Raw genomic sequence first — 16,623 nt, 5'->3', positions numbered from 1 at the left:
ACGTCGCGGGCCGTTCTGCGTTTTACGACCTCAGAGGCTTACTGGCCGCCGAAGTACACCGATTGCGGGCCGGTGCGAGCCGCTTCGGACACATAGCGGCCACCGGCCGCCGACGACGTGCTGTTCACGCCGCCGAACGAGCTGTCGCCCTGGGTCACGGGCGCAGCCACTTGCGCGCCGCCGGCAGCCTGGTTGCGGCTCGTTTGCTGGAATTCGACGAGTTGCTCGCGCACCTGCGCGCGGGTCAGGCCCTGGTCGGCCTGGGCGAACGCGGCCAGCGGGGCGGCCAGAGCAACGGTAAGGGCAACAGCCTTGAGAAGCGACTTCATGGTGACAACCTCCGGAATTATTCAATTTGAATGCGCAATGACGGTGCACATCCTTTTGTGCTCGGCCCGCTCGCTGCGACTCGCCGCAACGGCTGGCTGTGAGTGGATTCTAGGCAAGCGGCCCAGCCGGATACAGGCTGATTCGAGCGAATTGGAATTACAGATTTCGCAATAATCCATTGTCGATTTAGGGCCGGACTGCGCGGTGGCGTCCTGGCTCACTCCCGGTACATGCCGCAATACTTCAGACGAATCTCATTCGATTGTTGTCGCAAAGAGAACACTGAATTCGCGATCTAAGTATTTACCCTGACCCCGGAACCACATAAATTGTCGACATGGGCCACGCCAAAGCGATGGCTCCTTACAAAAGATACCGGAGGTCAATGTCATGAAGTCGATTCTCAAGGCAGCCGTGCTGGCCGCCATCATCGCCGTACCGGCCGTTTCGTTCGCGCAGGTTCAAACCCAGCAACAACCCGTGACGCGCGCCCAGGTTCGCGCCGAGCTCGCCCAACTGCGCGCCGCCGGCTACGATCCGAACGACTGGATGCACTACCCGGAAAACATTCAGGCTGCCGAAGCGAAGGTCGAAGCACAGCGCGGCGCCACGGGCTACGGCCCGTCGACGAGCGGCACTTCGCAGTCGAGCCAGTAAGTTTCGCGCCTCACCCCGGCATCGACGCCGGGTTCCCGCGCACAGCATCAGGCCCGCCCTCGTATGAGAGGCGGGCCTGATCCGTTTTCAGGCTTCGAATTTGTGATGTGGCTCGCGCCGCCCAGGCGGCGCGAGCGGGCCGCTCACATCAGCGGCCGCCGCGACCTCCGCCGCCGTGGCCTCCGCCGCCACCACCACCATGCCCGCCGCCGCCATGGCCCCCGCCGGGTCCACCGCCATGTCCGCCGCCAGGCGGGCCCCACGGGCCGCCGTGACCGCCGCCATGACCTCCACCGTACCCGCCGCCGTGGCCGCCAGGACCGCCAGGACCGCCGGGTCCGCCCGGGCCGCCGTGCCAGCCGCCTCCGCCTCCGCCTCCATGCCAGCCGCCGCCGTGGTAATCGCGGCCGCCGCCTCCGCCCCAGATGCCGATGTTCACCGCCCCATAGGCCGGCGCGTAGGCGGGATCGTAGCCGCCGTAATAACCGGTGGAGTACGGCTGACCATAACCGCCATAGCCGTAGTCGTAGCCGGGGGCGACCGCACACCCGGCAAGGAGCGCGAAGGCGCCCGCCGCGAGAATGATCCTGAACATTGCAAACTCTCCTTTCTATATGTAAGAAAGAAGAATTGGCGTTAAGTTCTTATTGAATTGTGAGCCGGGGTTACGTCTGTAACCGTAAAACACACACTTCGGCACGTCCGCGCGCTTTAGCCGCGGCGGCCCATGGCCTCTTCGATTTTGCGGTCGGTTTTGTACTGGCTCAGCGAATAGACGGCCCAGATCGCGGCCGGAATCCAGCCGATCAGCGTGACTTGCAGAATCAGGCAGACGATGCCCGCAATGGGCCGCCCGATGGTGAAGAACAGCAGCCAGGGCAGGATGATCGCAATCAGTAAACGCATCTTCGGCAAGACCTCTAAAGCGTGGAAAAAACGGTGGAGAGGGATTCAGTTGACGGGCGCGAAACGCGGCACGAGCGCGCCTTCGTGCTCCACGAGTTCGAAGAACACCGTTGAAGGCCGGGTCCAGATCGTGCCGTTCGCCGCGCGATACACAATCATCGTGACCGAGGGGTCCGACTCGAGCGTCGCCTCGCACACCAGTTCGTAAATGCCACCCTTGTAGTGCCGATAGCGCACCATCGCGTTCCCCTCTTCGAGTGCGCAAGCATGCCTTGCGCGACTGCGTCAGTGTAACAAGGGATAGGCGCGATGTGACCCGCTCAGCCGTGGAGCGCGTTTTACATGGCGTCGTGCCTCACTTCGCGCGCCGTGGCTTCGCGCGCGGTTTCGTCTCAGGCGGCGCTTCGCCGCAAATCAGCGCAATGCCCGCCACCGCCATCGCGCGCAGCGAAGCCCGCGAATCGCCGGCGCGCGCGCGCAGCGCCATGCTGTGCAACAACGCGGAGCTCAGACGCGCCAGCATCGCCGCGTTCGCATGCGCAGGCAGTTCGCCCTGCGCGACAGCCAGGCGCAAGCGCCGCTCGAACGCCTTGTCGAACGTGCGCAGCCCCGTGGCGAGACGCTCCCGCACGGCCTCGTCGTTCACGGCCTCCACCGCCGCCGTGCCGATGAGCAGGCAGCCGCGCGCCGTGTCGCCGGGCGGCAGATACCAGCCGAGCGCGCCGTCGAACACGCGCAGCAACGCGTCGCGCAGCGGCAGCGCGCCGTCGAGCGCGGCGTCCATCGCGTTGCGCCCCGCCTCCACGTAACGCTCCACGGTTTGCAGATACAGCGCGTGCTTGTCGCCGAACGCGCCATACAGGCTTGGCCGGTTCATGCCGGTCGCCTCGCTCAGGTCGTCGAGCGACGTGCCCGTATAACCGTTGCGCCAGAACGTGTCGCGCGCGCGGGCCAGCGCCTCTTGCGGATCGTAGGCGCGCGGGCGCCCACGCGGGCGGCTATCCTTTTTTGTACTGGATTGCATAGAAATATTGGAACGCTGATTTTTGTTCACTATAGTACAAAAATCAGAAAACCCGGACACGGAGGATGACAATGGATGGCTCGCTCGATCTTTATTTCGCGCCGCTGGCGTGCTCGCTCGCCACGCGCATCGCGCTCTACGAGGCGAACGCAAAGGCTCGCTACATCCAGGTCGATACGCTCACGAAGCAGTTGGCCGACGGCGGCGACTTCTTCGCGGTGAACGCGCTCGGCCAGGTCCCCGTGCTGCGCGAGGGCGATGGATGGACGCTCACGGAAAACACCGCCGTGCTGCCGTATGTGGCCGACCGCTTTCCCGAGGCGCATCTCGCGCCGCCGCCCGGCACGCGCGAGCGCGCGCGCCTGCACCAATGGCTCGGCTTCATCGGCACCGAGTTGCACAAGGCGGTGTTCGTGCCGCTGCTCGGCAAGGAAACCGACGAGGCCGTCAAAGCGTACGCACGCGCCAAGGTCGCGCGCCGCTTCGATCTGCTCGCGCGGCACCTCGAAAGGCACGCGTATCTGCTCGACGCGTACAGCGTGGCGGACGCGTATCTCGTGACCGTGCTGAACTGGGCGCCGTATGTGGGCATCGATGTCTCGCAATGGCCGACGCTCGCCACCTATGCGCAGCGCGTGCGCGAGCGGCCCGCGGTCGCAAGGGCCATTGCCGACGAATACGAAATCTTCAGGCGCACGCCGCACTGATCCGCTTGGCTCGTATTTTTGCTCGCGTGGCAGGCGCTTTTTTGTCGTGCGATAACCGCATGATCGCCACATTCGCCGGAGCCACGCAATGGCCACGCTCGAAGCCTTGCGCATCGTCCTCGACGACCCGCAAACGCCCGAAATCATCCGCAATCACGTCATCGATTCGTTGCAGTACGCGCTGCGCAATCACGGCCAGGTGTTCGCGTCGAAAGAAATAGAATGGCTCGCCACGTGGGACGACGCGCGCATTCCGCTCGCGGCCTCGAAGGAATTGCGCCGGCGCGTCGAGCGAAGCTAAAGCCCCGGTTCAGCCGTTCGCGAGATCCGCGAACACCGCCTTGAGATCGCGGCCCGCGCGAGCGCGCGCCTGCCGCACCACCCGCTCCTCCAGTTCGGCGAGATGCGCGCGCATCGTGGCGAGCGCCGCCGGCAGGTCGCCCGCCTCCAGTGCATCGATGATCTGCGCGTGCTCGTCAGGCGCGCACATCGAAGCCTTCGACGGATCGAACAACGCCTTGTAGAGCTCCGTTTTCGCAACCAGTTGCGCGAGCGCCTCCACGAGCGCGGCGCCGCCCGCCTGCTCGGTGAGCAGCAAATGGAACCGTCCCGCGAGGCGCACCGCCTCGTCCACGCGTCCTTCGCGCAACGCCTTCTTCTCGCTGCGCACGTGAGCCGCGAACTTGCGCCGCATCGTGGCGTCGAGCGCGCCGCACAGGCTCACCATCACCCCCGCCTCCGCCACCTGGCGCGCGCGATACACCGCGCGTATGTCGTCCTCCGAGGGCGACGGCACGAACGCGCCGCGATTGGGCTCTAGCACGAGCTTGCCCTCGAAGCCTAGCCGCGCCAGCACCTTGCGCAGCGCACCGCGCGTGCAGCCGAACGCCGCCGCCAGTTCGCGCTCGACGAGCTGCTGGCCCGGCGCGAGCTTGCCCTCCAGCAGCGCGGTGGAAATCGATGCATAGACATGCGCTTCGACGTCGGACGGTTCGTCGGTGTCGCGAGGCGGGGCGAGACGGGAGGATTGAGCCATGAGAAGGCGCGCTAGCTGGGTCAGGCTCGCATTGTAGCGAGCCGCCCGGCGAGACGAAATAAAGGCGCGCACATACCCGGCCCCTCATGTCCGCCATAGCGGCATTAGCCAGATTGTTGACAATTATTTTGTATAATGGTCAACCATACGAGCATGAAAAGGTTGACCGAATTGAGCCCCAATACCTCGACTCCCCGCCCTCCGAACCCCGCCAGCGAGACGGCCGGCGAGCTCGCGTGGTACGCGGCCATCGTCGCGATCGGCCTGAATCTGCGGCCGCTGCTCACGTCGATCAGCCCGCTCATGACGACCATTCGCGACGCCACCGGCCTCAGCTTCTATGGCGCATCGCTCCTCACCAGCCTGCCCGTCGTCGCGATGGGTCTCGGCGCGTTCGGCACTGGCATGCTCGTGCGCCGCCTTGGCGAGACGCGCGGCGTGGCGCTCGGCCTTGCTGCAATCGCCGTTGCCTGCGCGGCCCGCCTGTTCGCTACGAGCGGCGGCGCGCTCATGCTCACGGCCACCGCGGCGGGCGCAGGCGTCGCGGCCATCCAGGCGCTGCTGCCCGCAGTCATGAAGCAACGCTTCGCCGCGCGCGTGCCGCTCGCGATGGGACTGTTCTCGGCATCGATCATGGGCGGCGGCGGCCTTGGCGCGAGCCTGAGCCCGTGGGTCGCGCGCATCGGCGGCTCGTGGCATGCGGGGCTCGCCGTGTGGGCGTTGCCCGCGCTCGGCGCGCTCGCGGTGTGGGGCGCCTTGAACGGGGGATTCAACGGCGCGCGGCGCGCCACGCCGGCAGAAGCCGCCTTACCGACCGCGCCGAACGCACCCGCCAGCCAGCGCCCAGCCGTGCCGGTCTGGCGCAAGCGCCGGGCGTGGACGCTCGGCTTGCATTTCGGACTCGTCAACGGCGGCTATACGAGCCTTGTTGCGTGGCTACCCGCCTACTACCAGCAGCACGGCGCGAGCGTCGCGGCAAGCGGCTCGCTGCTCGCCGCGATGACCGTGTTCCAGGCCGCCGCCGCCCTGCTCCTGCCGCTCGCGGCGGCGGCGTTCACCGACCGGCGGCCGTGGCTCGTGCTGGGTCTTTGCGCGCAGCTCGCGGGCGTGGTCGGTCTCGCCGCCTGGCCCGAAGCCGCGCCGCTCCTGTGGGTCGCGGCGGCGGGCGCGGGACTTGGCGGCACGTTTTCGGTCTCGCTCGTCACGGCGCTCGACCATTCGGCGGACCATCGCGTGGCCGCGCGCCTTGTCGCCTTTGTGCAGGGGCTGGGCTTCGTGATCGCTGCGATCGCGCCCATCGTGGCCGGGCGCGTGCGCGACCTCACCGGCGGCTTCACCGGCGCGTGGGTCATGCTCGCCGTCTCGATCAGCGCGATGATCGCGCTCACGCTCGCGTTCTCGCCGCGCAGCTACGGGCGCTGGCTTGGCGCACACGGCCCGGGCCCGCACGCGAAGGCCGTGGAAGGCCGCGTCGCGCTCGATGCATAAGGGCCCGACGTAGGGCAACCCTGGGCGGCGCGCCCGCGCAACAGATCACCCGCCGCAGGTCGTGAAACGTTTGCATAAGCGCCTGTATGAATGTACAGTGCGTGCAGCCGGCCATCCGTGCCGCCCGGTCGCCGCACCGGGCTACGCCGCCGTTCAGGCGTGCCAGCCGGCCTCGCGCCCCGCAGCATGGCGCGGTCCGGGCCTGTACATCGAAACGGAGAACACGACGTGCGATTCTTCATCACGGGGACCTTGCTGTGCGTCCTCGCGTCCACCGCGCTCGCCGGGGAACACTACATCGAGATCTGGAATCCGCCCGAGGCCCGCAGTCCGGGCGCCCACGCGAACACCACCGCAAAGAAGGCGCAGCCGCATCGCGGCACGAAGCACAAGCTCGCGTCCGCCGACCGGCTCACACCGCGCAAGATCGCCGAACCCGCCATGCGCGCGCCCGCGCCCACGCTGCCGGTCACGCCCGGCGCGCCGGTGCGCACGGCGCCCGGCAACGACCGCACACCCGCCATCCCGCCGCAAATCGGCCCGGACGGCAATATCCTCACGGTGAGCTACCGCGCGCCGCTCAAGCGCACGCAAACGCCGCTGCGCGCCCAGTAAGCGCCGCTCGGGCCACACGCAAGGCACACGCAAGCCACGCCCAAGTCGCACACAAGCCAGTTCGAGCGGCGCCCTTCGCCGCCTCGCCTGCGCTTCCCGTCTCCGGAAAAAAAATAGCCCCGTCACCGGAGTGTGCGGGGCCGAATCCCATGTCAAGGAGATGTCATGGAGGAGACAGGTTCATCTTAGCCACGGCCCGTCGGGGGGCCAACCAATGGTTACGCATATGCATATCGGCCCGCGCCGCGCCACGTAACAAGGCGTCCCCGGTATATGGTTAGAACAAAAAGTCGTTTCGCGGCGCGCGGCGCGCTCTCTAAGATGGCGGTTCCAGGCTTCGTTTATCGAGGACGCGCGAGGCGCGTTCCACCGCAATTCCGGGAGCACCTCTTGAGCATTTCCGACTCGCAACGCCGCCCGCTCGTGGTCGGCATCGGCGGCACCACGCGCGCCGCCTCGTCGACCGAACGCGCGCTCAGTTTCGCGCTGCGCGGCGCCGAAGAAGCGGGCGCACGCACGCAGCTGTTCGGCGGCACGTTCCTGCACACGCTGCCGCACTACGCCCCCGAAGATCCCACGCGCACCGACGCACAGCTCGAACTGATCGAAGCCGTGCGCGCCGCCGACGCCATGATCATCGCAACGCCCGGCTATCACGGCGGCGTTTCCGGCCTCGTGAAGAACGCGCTAGATACGCTCGAAGAACTCCGCGCCGACGATCGCCCGTATCTGGACGGCCGTGCCGTGGGCTGCATCGTCACGGCCTACGGCTGGCAGGCCGCAGGTTCGGTGCTGACCTCGCTGCGCTCGATCGTGCATGCCTTGCGCGGCTGGCCCACGCCGTTCGGCGCGGGCATCAACACGCTCGAAACGCGCTTCGAGAGCGCGCATCAGTGCTCCGACGCCAAGGTCGCCGAGCAGCTCGCCACAGTGGGCCGGCAGGCGGCGCAATTCGCGCTCGCGTTCGGCGGCCAGCATGCGGCGCCGCTTGCGAACACCGGGCACGGCGCGCATGCGGCCAACGCGCCGCGCAGCGAAAAGCGCCTGAGCCTCGCGGTCTGATCCTCGCTGCGCCGGTCAGTACCGGCGCACCGCGTACTCGCCGGAAACCCGGCAGGCCGCCACCCCACCCCGCATGCGCGCTGCCGCCCGCGCGCGGGCGCGAACGTTCCCTAACCCACATTGCAGGCGTTGCACGGCGCGCACCGCGTGCGCCATCCCACAGACGCCCGCCGTGCGCCAGTCCACATTGGAGCCGCATCCGGAGTTCGCCTCGACGCCCATCGTCGAGAGGCGGCCGGAGACGTCGGAATGCAGCAGGAAGCGCGGCCATGCACACACCATTACGCTACAAAGGCTACGTCGTAGCCCCCAGCGCGCAGCAGCTCCCCAACGGGCTGTTCGCAGCCAATCTCATCATCGGCACACAGCCGGGCGCCCAGCATTCGTTCGACGCCCTCGACTACTTTTTCGATGAAAGACATGCACTCGCCTACGCGTGCCGATGGGCACGCATGTGGATCGACGACCAGCGCCGCTGCGCGTGACGCCGCCTGCTTCCTTACGAATGTGACAGAATAGGAGTCATACCCTCCTTCATTTTGATGCTCCATGTCCGAAACCCTGACGCATCCGGACGAAGGCGCGGCCTTCGTCTCTGACCAGGACGCAGCGCTGCGGCGCTGGACTCACGACACGGCAGGGCCCATCACGATCGGATCGGATGAACACCGCAGGATGTTCTGCCGGATGCTGCTCGACACCCACGATCCCTACCGCCCCGCCGTGCTCGACTGGCCGAGGCTCGAACCCGACGCGCTCAGGCGTCTCACGTCCCTGCCGATCTGGGACATCGCGGTGCAGACCGAAGGCCGCGCGTCGATCCGCGTGCAGACCTACGCGCAAACCGTGAACCATCCGCTGCTGCGCGAAGCGATCGAAATGGACGCCGCCGAGGAAGCGCGCCACAAGGTCGTGCTCTCGCACCTCGTGCGCGCCTACGGCATCGAACTTGCGCCTGAACCCGCATACCCGCCGCCCAAAAAGGCCGAGTGGGCGTGGATGTTCACGGGCTACAGCGAGTGCATCGACAGCTTCTTCGCGTTCGGCCTCTTTCGCTCGGCACAGCGCTCGGGCTTCTTTCCGGCGGACCTCGTCGAAACCTTCGAGCCCGTGATCCAGGAAGAGGCGCGCCACATCCTCTTCTTCGTGAACTGGGTGGCCTGGTATCGCAAGACCATGCCGTGGTGGCGCAGGCCGTGGCACTCGGTGCGCGTGGCCGGCATCTGGTTCATGCTGGTGTGGGAGCGCCTTGCGATCGCGCGCGGCATCGACGCCAACGGCGTCGCGCACGACTCGAACTTCCTGCCCGCGAACCGCGAGGTGCTGGGCGACGCGCTCAAGCCGCACGAGATGATCGAGCTGTGCCTGAAGGAAAACGACGAGCGCATGAGCGGCTACGATCCGCGCCTGCTGCGCCCAACGCTGGTGCCCGCGCTCGCGCGCTTCGCGCTACGCTTCATCAAGAAATAGTCCGCTCTCCGTACGATTTTCACGACCGGGCGGACGCACCAGGAGGACGTTTGCATGAGCTTGACCGCATGGACTGTCGACCGGCAACTCGAACTGAGCGCAAGCCAGGCTGTCGAGGCGATCCGCTCGGGGCAGCTCAAGGCCGCCGACTATGTCGCCACGCTGATCGCCCGCGCCCAGGCGCTCGCGAATCTCAACGCGCTCACCGTGCTCGACGTGGAAGGCGCGCTCGCGGCCGCGCAGCGCATCGACGCGCTCGGGCCCAACGAGCGCGCGCATCTGCCGCTCGCGGGCCTGCCCGTGGTCGTGAAGGACAACATCAATACGCGCGCGCTGCAAACCTCGGCGGGCACGCCCGCGCTCGAAGGCTTCCTGCCCGCGCGCCATGCGCCTTCGGTGCAGCGGCTCGTCGACGCCGGCGCGATCCTGCTCGGCAAGGCCAACATGCACGAACTCGCGTTCGGCATCACGAGCACGAATCTCGCGCCGCACGCGGGCCCGGTGCGCAACCCGTACGACCCCGAGCGCATTCCCGGCGGCTCCTCGGGCGGCACGGCGGCGGCCATCGCCGCGCGCATCGCGCCCGCGGGACTCGGCACCGACACGGGCGGCTCCACGCGCATTCCCGCCGCGCTGTGCGGCATCGTCGGCTTGCGCCCGAGCGTGGGCGACGGCGCCACGCAGCGCCGCTATCACGACCCGCTGGCCGTCGTGCCGATCAGCCATACGCGCGACACCGTCGGCCCGATGGCGCGCACCGTCGCGGACGTGGCGATGCTCGACGCGGTGATCACGGGACACGGGCCGCTCGCGCAGGCGGCCGTGACCAACCTGCGCATCGGCCTGCCCGCGCCGCTTTGGGAAGGGCTCGAAACCGCGCTCGAAGACGTGGCGCGCGAGGCGCTCGCGAAGCTCGAAGCGGCCGGTGTCTGCATCGTGCCCGTCGAGATGGGCGAGCTGCTCGCGCTCAACGACCGGGTGAGCTACGCAATCGCGCTGCATGAGCCGATCGATGACCTCGCGGCGTGGCTCGCTGCGAACCACGCGCCCGCGCGCAGCGTGGCCGAGGTCGCGGCGCGCATCGCAAGCCCCGACGTGCGCGCGGCCTACGACGCCGTGCTCGCCGACGCGCGCGGCGGCGACTACCAGAGCGCGATGACGGTGTGGCGCCCGCGCCTTCAGCAGCTCTACGCGCAAACCTTCTCGGCAAACGGGCTCGACGCGCTGCTCTTTCCCACCACGCGGCTCGCCGCCGCGCCGCTCGACGAGTTGAACGGGTCGTCGCGCGTCTCGATCGACGGCGGGTCGCCGATCGACGAGATGGAGGCCTACCTGCGCAACACCGACCCGGCCAGCAACGCCGGTATTCCGGGCCTCGCGCTGCCCGCGGGCCTCACCGCCGCGCGCCTGCCCGTCGGGCTCGAACTCGACGGGCCGCTTGGCAGCGACCGCAGGCTGCTCGCCATCGGACTGGCCTTCGAGCAAATCCTCGGCAGCTTGCCGGGGCCGACGATCTGAGCCGGTTGCGCAACGTGAGCGCCTCGACGCGCGGCCGCTCAAATACGCTCCGAATGGTCGACCGGCTCGACACCTATTGATACGCATTACTTATCAACAGGACTTTCGAGACCGGCCGATCGTGCCGCATGTTTCCGTAGCGCCTGGATCGAGCGACGTTTGCATCACAGGCTTCTCCGCGACAAATGCGCGCACTTGCGACCGCATCCCCGCATGGACGGCCGCTTTGCGCCCCGCGCCATCTCGCCGATGGCGCATTTGTCGCCACACGCGCCGTGCTGCCGCTACAATGAGAACAGTTCTCATTTGTTGTAAGCAGGCAAGTCCCCATGCGTCTGACCGATCTGTCCAAAGGAGCGACCGCCCTCGTGGAGCGCGTCGAGGATATCCATGCGCCCGACCCGATCGCGCAGCGCCTGCGCGATCTCGGCTTCGTGCCCGGCGAGCCCGTGCGCGTGGTGGCGCGCGCCCCCTGGGGCGCCGACCCGCTGCTCGTGCAGATCGGCTCGACCCGCTTCGCCCTGCGCCGCGCGGAAGCGCAGCGCGTGAGCGTGACGCTGCCCGCAAGCGAGGAGTCCGCCCGATGAGCCAGGCCCCCGTTACACCGCTGCGCGTTGCACTCGTCGGCAATCCCAATTGCGGCAAGACTGCCCTCTTCAATCTGCTGACCGGCGCGCGCCAGAAGGTGGCCAACTATGCGGGCGTGACCGTCGAGCGCAAGGAAGGCCGTTTCGCCACGCCCTCGGGCCGCAAGGTGCAACTGCTCGATCTGCCGGGCGCCTACAGTCTCGCATCGACGAGCCCCGACGAACGCGTCACGCATGACGTGCTGCTCGGCCGCTATCCGGGCGAAGCCGCGCCGGACCTGATCGTCTGCGTGGCCGACGCGACGAATCTGCGCCTGCACCTGCGCTTCGTGCTCGAAGTGCAGCGCATGGGCCGCCCGATCGTGCTCGCGCTCAACATGATGGACGCCGCGAAGCGCCGCGGCATCGAAGTGAACGTGGCCGAACTCGCGCGGCGGCTCGGCATGCCCGTGGTCGAAACCGTGGCCGTGCGGCGCAACGGCGCGCAGGCGCTGATCGAACTGATCGACCGCACGGGCGCGCCAGCGCCGCACACGGCCGCCACGCCCGCCACGCCCGCTGCCGCCGGCGACGATCTGCACGCCACCGTGCGCGAAATCCTCGCGGGCGCGGTGACGATGCCGCGCGCCACCGACGTGCGCGACGACGCCATCGATCGCTTCGCGCTGCATCCCGTGCTCGGCCCGCTGATTCTCGCGTTCGTGATGTTTCTCGTGTTCCAGGCGGTGTACTCGCTCGGCAAGCCGCTCACCGACGCCATCGGCGACGGCTTCTCCTGGCTCGGCGCGCTGGCGGGCGCGGCGCTGCCCGACGGGCCGCTGCGCAGCCTCGTGACCGACGCGCTGTTCGGCGGCGTGGGCACGGTGCTGGGCTTTTTGCCCGAAATTCTGGTGCTGTTCTTCTTCATCCTCGTGCTGGAGGAGTCGGGCTATCTGCCGCGCGCGGCCTTTCTGCTCGACCGCATGATGGTGGCCGTGGGCCTCACGGGGCGCTCGTTCATTCCGCTGCTCTCCAGCTTCGCGTGCGCGATTCCCGGCGTGATGGGCACGCGCAGCATCTCCGACCCGCGCGACCGGCTCGCCACAATTCTCGTCGCGCCGCTCATGACCTGCTCGGCGCGGTTGCCGGTTTATGCGCTGCTGATCGGCGCGTTCATTCCGCACCGCCTGATCTTCGGCGTGTTCAACCTGCAAGGGCTCGTGCTGTTCGCGCTCTATGCGGCGGGCATCGCGGGCGCGATGATGGTGGGCTGGGTCATGAAGAAACTGCGCCGCGACCGCCGCGAGCACGCCCTGCTCATGGAACTGCCCTCATACCGGCTGCCGCGCGCACGCGACGTCGCCATCGGCCTGTGGGAGCGCGGCGCGATCTTCCTCAAACGCCTCACGGGCATCATCCTCGCGCTCACGGTGCTGATGTGGTTCATCTCCACGTTCCCCTCGCCGCCCGAAGGCGCGACGCTGCCCGCCATCGACTACTCGATCGCCGGCTATCTGGGCCGTGCGCTGCAATGGCCGTTCGCGCCGCTCGGCTTCAACTGGCAGATGAGCCTTTCGCTGATCCCCGCGTTCGCCGCGCGCGAAACGGCGGTGGCCGCGCTCGCCACCGTCTACGCGGTGGCCGGCGGCGACGGCGATATCGTCACGCTGGGCCAGACGCTCGCGCATAACTTCTCGCTGGCGAGCGCACTCTCGCTGATGGTGTGGTTCGCGTTCGCGCCGCAATGCATGTCCACGCTCGCCGTGATCCGCCGCGAAACGCGCTCGTGGCGCGCGGTCGTGGTCTCGTTCGGCTACATGTTCGTCGTGGCTTACGCGGCGTCCTTCGTCACCTATCAGATCGCGAGGCACTTCGTATGAGCGCCGGACTCGTTGCGCAATATGCGGTAATCGCGCTGCTCGTTGCCGCGAGCCTACTCTACACGGCACGCAAGCTCGCGCCCAAAACGGCCACGCGCGCGCAGGCCGCGCTCGCCGCCGCGCTGCTGCGCCCGCAACGCGGCGCGCTCGCGCAGCGGCTCGGACGCTTCGTGCAGCCCAAAGGCGCGACCGGCGATTGCGGCGACGGTTGTGGCACGTGCGGAACCTGCGGACCGTCGCCGACCTCCGACGAAGCTTCCGGCGCGCAACCCGTCACGTTTCATCCGCGACGCAAGTAACGCGCGGGCATCGGGCGCACGAGACTGTCACGCGCCTTGCGCTACACTGCGGCGAGCGCCGTGCCCCGGCGCACCCGACAGCACACACGAACGAACCCGAACCCCTCGCACCGATGCACACCTTGCGTCTTTCTCCTCTCATGCGGTTGTCCCGGCTCACCGTAGCCGCCGCGGCGCTCGTTGCGCTCGCCACCACCGGCGCCTGCGTGCGCCTCTCCGCAGTCGACTCCGGCGGCCTGTGGAAAGTCGTGGGCGGTCAGTGCGTGCCCAACATGCGCGACAAGGGCCAGCCCGGCCCCTGCACCACCGTCGACTTCCAGAAGCGCTATGCCGTGCTCAAGGACATTGCGGGCCGCGCGCAATATCTCGTGATTCCGACCGACCGCGTGGCGGGCATCGAGAGCCCCGATATTCTCTACGGCGGCGCGCCCGAATACTGGGTCGGCGCGTGGGCGGCAGGACGCCATGTGGAGGCGAAGCTCGGCGTGCCGCTCGCGGGCAACCAGCTCGGCCTCGAAATCAACTCCTCGCAGCAACGCACGCAAAATCAGCTACACATTCACGTCGATTGCATGCGCACCGATATCACCCAGGCGCTCGCGCCGTACGGCACGATCGCGCCGGGCATCTGGCGCTGGACCACGCTCGACGGCTCACGCTACCGCGTGACGCGCGTGACGAGCCTCTCCGAGCGCAACAATCCGTTTCGCGTGGTCCAGCGCGATCTGGACCCGAAGCAGAGCATGGCCGTGCAGACGATACTCGTGACGGGCGCAGGCCCCGACGCGCAGCGCGACGGCTGGCTCATCGTCAACAGCGGCCTGGACGTGGAAGGCGGCACGGGCACGGCGGAAGGCCTGCTCGACCATTCGTGCAGCCTCGCGAAAGCAACAAGTGCATCGCAGTAAGGACCCACGCGAGACTCAAGCCTCGCCGCCCTCGCGCGCCACGCTCACGAGCCAGCGGCGTATCACCTGCTCCTCTTCAGGCGTGAAGCCTTCGGCCATACGCGCTTCGAGCTTCTTCACGCGCGCGCGGCACTGCTTGAGGAGCGCCTGGCCCTCCTGCGTGACGTCGATCTGCTGAATGCGTCCGTGCACCGCGTGCGGCCGCCGCTCGATCGCGCCGCCGCGTTCGAGATTCGCGACGATCACGCTCACGGTTTGCGGCGTGAGCGCCGCGAGCCGCGCGAGATCAGCGCCCGAGATGCCGGGGTATGCCGCCAGCAGGGTCAGCACCACGAATTGCGGCGGCGTGATGCCGAGGTCGGCAAGCGCGCGCTCCATGCGCAGGCGGTGCGCCGCGCCCGCCTGACGCAGCAGATAGCCGAAGTAACCGGCCTCGCCGCGCTTGCCTTCGCCAACGTCAGGGATGACCGGCGCGCGATCATCCCCACTGCCGGTCGTGTCTTGCTTCGCCGTCTTGCGCATATTGTCAGAGTTCGAATATGATGTTCGTGCTCTGATATTACCGCCCAAACCTCGCGAGGTCCAGCCATGTCCAGCACTTCCCCCCGCATTGCCTATGAAACGTTCGTGCGCGACGCAGCGCCCGTCGTCGCCGCGCTCTCCGCCATGAGCCAGGCCGTCGACGCCTCCGGGCTCGAAAAGCCGCTTACCGAACTGCTGAAAATTCGCGCGTCGCAAATCAACGGCTGTGCGTTCTGCATCCAGTATCACCTCAACATCGCACGCGACAAGGCCGTGCCGCGCACGAAGCTCGATCTCGTGGCCGCGTGGCACGAGGCGCCGGCGTTCTTCAGCGAGCGCGAACGCGCGGCGCTGGCTTACACGGAAGCGCTGAGTGCGAAGCTCCACGAAGGCGTGAGCGATGCCCTCTATCAACAGGTGGCGCAGCAATTCCCCGGCGAACAGATGGCGTTCCTTACCGCCGCCGTGGCGAACATCAATGCGTGGAACCGTATTGCAGTGGCGCTGCGTTTCGCGCCGCCGGTGCGCGACGAGGCAAGTTGAGGAAAGGAAAGAAAAGCAATGGAAAGGATTCGGACCATTTTCTCTCCGATTCTTGCCTGAACCCTTTCCGCCAATTACAAAGCCACCACCCGGTGCGGGAGACGGCATAGGATTGCGCCGACTGAGGGGTCCGACCAGCCGCCTCGGTCGGAAATCGACCATATCGCACATTCACCGGGGGGTTTTTACATGTCGATAAGCGCGTTATCCAATTCGAATTCACTTTATTCCACCTGGGCGGCTTACCAGGCGAACAGCCAGAATTCGGGCAGCAACCTGATGTCCACGCCGCTGGCGTCGGATTCCTCATCGAACCAGGACAGCGTCAACCCGCTGGCCGCCGCTATTGCCTCTGCGCTCTCGTCGCTCGGCCTGAGCACGGACAGCAGCACGAGCACCGCAACGAGCACCACCGGCACGGACTCTACAGCGAGCAGCAGCGATTCGACGTCGAGCACGTCATCCACGTCGAGCGATACGCTGGCCGCCGCGCTTCAGCAATTCCTCGGTGCGCTGTTCCAGGCGGCCGCGCAGCAAAGCGGTTTCGCGGCAACGGGCACGACCGACAGCAGCGATAGCGGCACGGTGTCGGCGGCCACGTCCACGGCAGCCACCGCAGCCACGACGGCAAGCACCGCCAGCACTTCGTCATCCTCATCATCGAGCGATTCGAGCGACACGACCGACGCAAGCAGCACGGACAACACAGCAGCGATGATGCCGCCGCCTCCGCCGCCCATGCCGCCTTCGGCGGGCGGTTACGGCAACGATCTGGCATCGGCGATCTCGAACCTCGCGCAGTCGCTCACGTCGTCTTCGAGCAGCACGTCCTCCGATTCGAGCACGACGAGCAGCACGTCCAGCGGCAGCAGCACGGACAGCGAGCTGACCTCGGACTTCCAGAATCTGTTGACGGCCATGGGCGGATCGTCGAGCAGTTCGACGAGCGACACGAACACCGAGCTACAGCAGTTCCTCACGACGCTCGCGAGCAACCTGCAACAGCAAGGACACGGCGCCGCGAGCGGCCTGTTCGTGAGCACGACGGCCTGAACACGATCAGGTCTGCAAGCGCACGTTTCTCTAAGCGTT

Annotated in this window: 22 protein-coding genes; 15 read left to right on the top strand and 7 right to left on the bottom strand. The window is 67.5% G+C overall.

The genetic code is table 11. From position 1 onward, the window contains the following. Window positions 1-38: 38 nt before the first annotated feature. Window positions 39-329 carry a DUF4148 domain-containing protein gene (locus tag C7401_RS08900; RefSeq protein WP_112171002.1) on the bottom strand — a complete coding sequence of 97 codons (291 nt, stop codon included), beginning with the start codon at window positions 327-329 and terminating at the stop codon, window positions 39-41. A gap of 391 nt (window positions 330-720) precedes the next feature. Here C7401_RS08900 and C7401_RS08895 point away from each other — a divergent pair, with 391 nt between their 5' ends. Then, on the top strand, window positions 721-987 hold the full coding sequence (locus C7401_RS08895; protein WP_112171001.1) for a DUF4148 domain-containing protein: 267 nt from the start codon (window positions 721-723) through the stop codon (window positions 985-987). A gap of 87 nt (window positions 988-1,074) precedes the next feature. On the opposite strand, the gene C7401_RS46075 is transcribed toward C7401_RS08895, so the two are convergent. The 4 genes from C7401_RS46075 to C7401_RS08880 form a co-directional block, all read right to left on the bottom strand. Next, the gene (locus tag C7401_RS46075; RefSeq protein WP_181565528.1) at window positions 1,075-1,227 is read right to left on the bottom strand and encodes a hypothetical protein; all 153 of its coding nucleotides are present in this window, start codon (window positions 1,225-1,227) and stop codon (window positions 1,075-1,077) included. Between the two features lie 471 nt (window positions 1,228-1,698). Continuing rightward, window positions 1,699-1,893, bottom strand: a complete 195-nt coding sequence (locus tag C7401_RS08890) for a YqaE/Pmp3 family membrane protein (RefSeq protein WP_112171124.1) — start codon at window positions 1,891-1,893, stop codon at window positions 1,699-1,701. A gap of 45 nt (window positions 1,894-1,938) precedes the next feature. After that, window positions 1,939-2,133, bottom strand: coding sequence for a DUF1653 domain-containing protein (locus C7401_RS08885; protein ID WP_112171000.1), 195 nt, complete (start codon window positions 2,131-2,133; stop codon window positions 1,939-1,941). Between the two features lie 115 nt (window positions 2,134-2,248). Beyond that, window positions 2,249-2,917 carry a TetR/AcrR family transcriptional regulator gene (locus C7401_RS08880; protein ID WP_112170999.1) on the bottom strand — a complete coding sequence of 223 codons (669 nt, stop codon included), beginning with the start codon at window positions 2,915-2,917 and terminating at the stop codon, window positions 2,249-2,251. A gap of 71 nt (window positions 2,918-2,988) precedes the next feature. Here C7401_RS08880 and C7401_RS08875 point away from each other — a divergent pair, with 71 nt between their 5' ends. Continuing rightward, window positions 2,989-3,624 carry a glutathione binding-like protein gene (locus C7401_RS08875; protein WP_112170998.1) on the top strand — a complete coding sequence of 212 codons (636 nt, stop codon included), beginning with the start codon at window positions 2,989-2,991 and terminating at the stop codon, window positions 3,622-3,624. 88 nt (window positions 3,625-3,712) lie between these two features. After that, entirely contained in the window at window positions 3,713-3,925 is a 213-nt protein-coding gene (locus C7401_RS08870) for a hypothetical protein (RefSeq protein ID WP_112170997.1), read from the top strand. 9 nt (window positions 3,926-3,934) lie between these two features. On the opposite strand, the gene C7401_RS08865 is transcribed toward C7401_RS08870, so the two are convergent. Then, window positions 3,935-4,660, bottom strand: a complete 726-nt coding sequence (locus C7401_RS08865) for a GntR family transcriptional regulator (protein ID WP_112170996.1) — start codon at window positions 4,658-4,660, stop codon at window positions 3,935-3,937. 153 nt (window positions 4,661-4,813) lie between these two features. Between C7401_RS08865 and C7401_RS08860 the strand changes: the two genes are divergently transcribed. The 10 genes from C7401_RS08860 (at window position 4,814) to C7401_RS08815 (ending at window position 14,466) form a co-directional block, all read left to right on the top strand. Continuing rightward, window positions 4,814-6,148, top strand: a complete 1,335-nt coding sequence (locus C7401_RS08860; protein WP_112171123.1) for a cyanate transporter — start codon at window positions 4,814-4,816, stop codon at window positions 6,146-6,148. Window positions 6,149-6,376: 228 nt separating this feature from the next. Continuing rightward, the gene (locus C7401_RS08855; RefSeq protein WP_112170995.1) at window positions 6,377-6,763 is read left to right on the top strand and encodes a hypothetical protein; all 387 of its coding nucleotides are present in this window, start codon (window positions 6,377-6,379) and stop codon (window positions 6,761-6,763) included. A gap of 390 nt (window positions 6,764-7,153) precedes the next feature. Next, window positions 7,154-7,825 carry an NADPH-dependent FMN reductase gene (locus C7401_RS08850; protein WP_258396941.1) on the top strand — a complete coding sequence of 224 codons (672 nt, stop codon included), beginning with the start codon at window positions 7,154-7,156 and terminating at the stop codon, window positions 7,823-7,825. A gap of 269 nt (window positions 7,826-8,094) precedes the next feature. After that, window positions 8,095-8,310 (top strand): transcriptional regulator, encoded by a 216-nt coding sequence (locus C7401_RS08845; protein WP_112170993.1) that lies wholly within the window; start codon window positions 8,095-8,097, stop codon window positions 8,308-8,310. Between the two features lie 64 nt (window positions 8,311-8,374). Further along, entirely contained in the window at window positions 8,375-9,295 is a 921-nt protein-coding gene (locus tag C7401_RS08840; RefSeq protein WP_112170992.1) for a ferritin-like domain-containing protein, read from the top strand. Between the two features lie 54 nt (window positions 9,296-9,349). Beyond that, on the top strand, window positions 9,350-10,813 hold the full coding sequence (gene iaaH / locus C7401_RS08835; RefSeq protein WP_112170991.1) for an indoleacetamide hydrolase: 1,464 nt from the start codon (window positions 9,350-9,352) through the stop codon (window positions 10,811-10,813). Window positions 10,814-11,142: 329 nt separating this feature from the next. After that, the gene (locus tag C7401_RS08830) at window positions 11,143-11,400 is read left to right on the top strand and encodes a FeoA family protein (protein WP_112170990.1); all 258 of its coding nucleotides are present in this window, start codon (window positions 11,143-11,145) and stop codon (window positions 11,398-11,400) included. Beyond that, window positions 11,397-13,259, top strand: a complete 1,863-nt coding sequence (feoB, locus tag C7401_RS08825; RefSeq protein WP_112170989.1) for a ferrous iron transporter B — start codon at window positions 11,397-11,399, stop codon at window positions 13,257-13,259. Before C7401_RS08830 ends, feoB begins: the two co-directional genes overlap by 4 nt. Continuing rightward, window positions 13,256-13,558 (top strand): DUF6587 family protein, encoded by a 303-nt coding sequence (locus C7401_RS08820; protein ID WP_112170988.1) that lies wholly within the window; start codon window positions 13,256-13,258, stop codon window positions 13,556-13,558. The genes feoB and C7401_RS08820 overlap by 4 nt, the downstream gene beginning before the upstream one ends. Before the next feature lie 113 nt (window positions 13,559-13,671). Continuing rightward, window positions 13,672-14,466 (top strand): CDP-diacylglycerol diphosphatase, encoded by a 795-nt coding sequence (locus C7401_RS08815; RefSeq protein ID WP_112170987.1) that lies wholly within the window; start codon window positions 13,672-13,674, stop codon window positions 14,464-14,466. Between the two features lie 15 nt (window positions 14,467-14,481). Here C7401_RS08815 and C7401_RS08810 read toward each other — a convergent pair whose 3' ends face one another. Then, complete coding sequence (locus tag C7401_RS08810) at window positions 14,482-14,988, bottom strand: MarR family winged helix-turn-helix transcriptional regulator (RefSeq protein ID WP_112170986.1); 507 nt, start codon at window positions 14,986-14,988, stop codon at window positions 14,482-14,484. A gap of 66 nt (window positions 14,989-15,054) precedes the next feature. Here C7401_RS08810 and C7401_RS08800 point away from each other — a divergent pair, with 66 nt between their 5' ends. Both C7401_RS08800 and C7401_RS44295 read left to right on the top strand, forming a co-directional pair. Further along, window positions 15,055-15,531: a carboxymuconolactone decarboxylase family protein gene (locus C7401_RS08800; protein WP_112170985.1), complete on the top strand. Its 477-nt coding sequence runs from the start codon at window positions 15,055-15,057 to the stop codon at window positions 15,529-15,531. 279 nt (window positions 15,532-15,810) lie between these two features. Further along, window positions 15,811-16,584: a hypothetical protein gene (locus tag C7401_RS44295; protein ID WP_146757894.1), complete on the top strand. Its 774-nt coding sequence runs from the start codon at window positions 15,811-15,813 to the stop codon at window positions 16,582-16,584. The last annotated feature ends 39 nt before the right edge of the window (window positions 16,585-16,623 follow it).

This window comes from Paraburkholderia unamae (genome assembly GCF_003268775.1).
In the GTDB taxonomy this organism is placed as follows: Bacteria; Pseudomonadota; Gammaproteobacteria; order Burkholderiales; family Burkholderiaceae; genus Paraburkholderia; species Paraburkholderia unamae.
Note: the sequence above shows the minus strand (reverse complement) of the source record. Positions and strands in the feature narration are given on the sequence as shown.

What these genes read in the sequence shown, in the direction of transcription:
- C7401_RS08900 (WP_112171002.1), bottom strand. Translation starts at nt 329, where the DNA reads ATGAAGTCGCTTCTCAAGGCTGTTGCCCTTACCGTTGCTCTGGCCGCC.
- C7401_RS08895 (WP_112171001.1), top strand. Translation starts at nt 721, where the DNA reads ATGAAGTCGATTCTCAAGGCAGCCGTGCTGGCCGCCATCATCGCCGTA.
- C7401_RS46075 (WP_181565528.1), bottom strand. Translation starts at nt 1,227, where the DNA reads ATGGCGGTGGACCCGGCGGGGGCCATGGCGGCGGCGGGCATGGTGGTG.
- C7401_RS08890 (WP_112171124.1), bottom strand. Translation starts at nt 1,893, where the DNA reads ATGCGTTTACTGATTGCGATCATCCTGCCCTGGCTGCTGTTCTTCACC.
- C7401_RS08885 (WP_112171000.1), bottom strand. Translation starts at nt 2,133, where the DNA reads ATGGTGCGCTATCGGCACTACAAGGGTGGCATTTACGAACTGGTGTGC.
- C7401_RS08880 (WP_112170999.1), bottom strand. Translation starts at nt 2,917, where the DNA reads ATGCAATCCAGTACAAAAAAGGATAGCCGCCCGCGTGGGCGCCCGCGC.
- C7401_RS08875 (WP_112170998.1), top strand. Translation starts at nt 2,989, where the DNA reads ATGGATGGCTCGCTCGATCTTTATTTCGCGCCGCTGGCGTGCTCGCTC.
- C7401_RS08870 (WP_112170997.1), top strand. Translation starts at nt 3,713, where the DNA reads ATGGCCACGCTCGAAGCCTTGCGCATCGTCCTCGACGACCCGCAAACG.
- C7401_RS08865 (WP_112170996.1), bottom strand. Translation starts at nt 4,660, where the DNA reads ATGGCTCAATCCTCCCGTCTCGCCCCGCCTCGCGACACCGACGAACCG.
- C7401_RS08860 (WP_112171123.1), top strand. Translation starts at nt 4,814, where the DNA reads ATGAAAAGGTTGACCGAATTGAGCCCCAATACCTCGACTCCCCGCCCT.
- C7401_RS08845 (WP_112170993.1), top strand. Translation starts at nt 8,095, where the DNA reads ATGCACACACCATTACGCTACAAAGGCTACGTCGTAGCCCCCAGCGCG.
- C7401_RS08840 (WP_112170992.1), top strand. Translation starts at nt 8,375, where the DNA reads ATGTCCGAAACCCTGACGCATCCGGACGAAGGCGCGGCCTTCGTCTCT.
- iaaH (WP_112170991.1), top strand. Translation starts at nt 9,350, where the DNA reads ATGAGCTTGACCGCATGGACTGTCGACCGGCAACTCGAACTGAGCGCA.
- C7401_RS08830 (WP_112170990.1), top strand. Translation starts at nt 11,143, where the DNA reads ATGCGTCTGACCGATCTGTCCAAAGGAGCGACCGCCCTCGTGGAGCGC.
- feoB (WP_112170989.1), top strand. Translation starts at nt 11,397, where the DNA reads ATGAGCCAGGCCCCCGTTACACCGCTGCGCGTTGCACTCGTCGGCAAT.
- C7401_RS08820 (WP_112170988.1), top strand. Translation starts at nt 13,256, where the DNA reads ATGAGCGCCGGACTCGTTGCGCAATATGCGGTAATCGCGCTGCTCGTT.
- C7401_RS08815 (WP_112170987.1), top strand. Translation starts at nt 13,672, where the DNA reads ATGCACACCTTGCGTCTTTCTCCTCTCATGCGGTTGTCCCGGCTCACC.
- C7401_RS08810 (WP_112170986.1), bottom strand. Translation starts at nt 14,988, where the DNA reads ATGCGCAAGACGGCGAAGCAAGACACGACCGGCAGTGGGGATGATCGC.
- C7401_RS08800 (WP_112170985.1), top strand. Translation starts at nt 15,055, where the DNA reads ATGTCCAGCACTTCCCCCCGCATTGCCTATGAAACGTTCGTGCGCGAC.
- C7401_RS44295 (WP_146757894.1), top strand. Translation starts at nt 15,811, where the DNA reads ATGTCCACGCCGCTGGCGTCGGATTCCTCATCGAACCAGGACAGCGTC.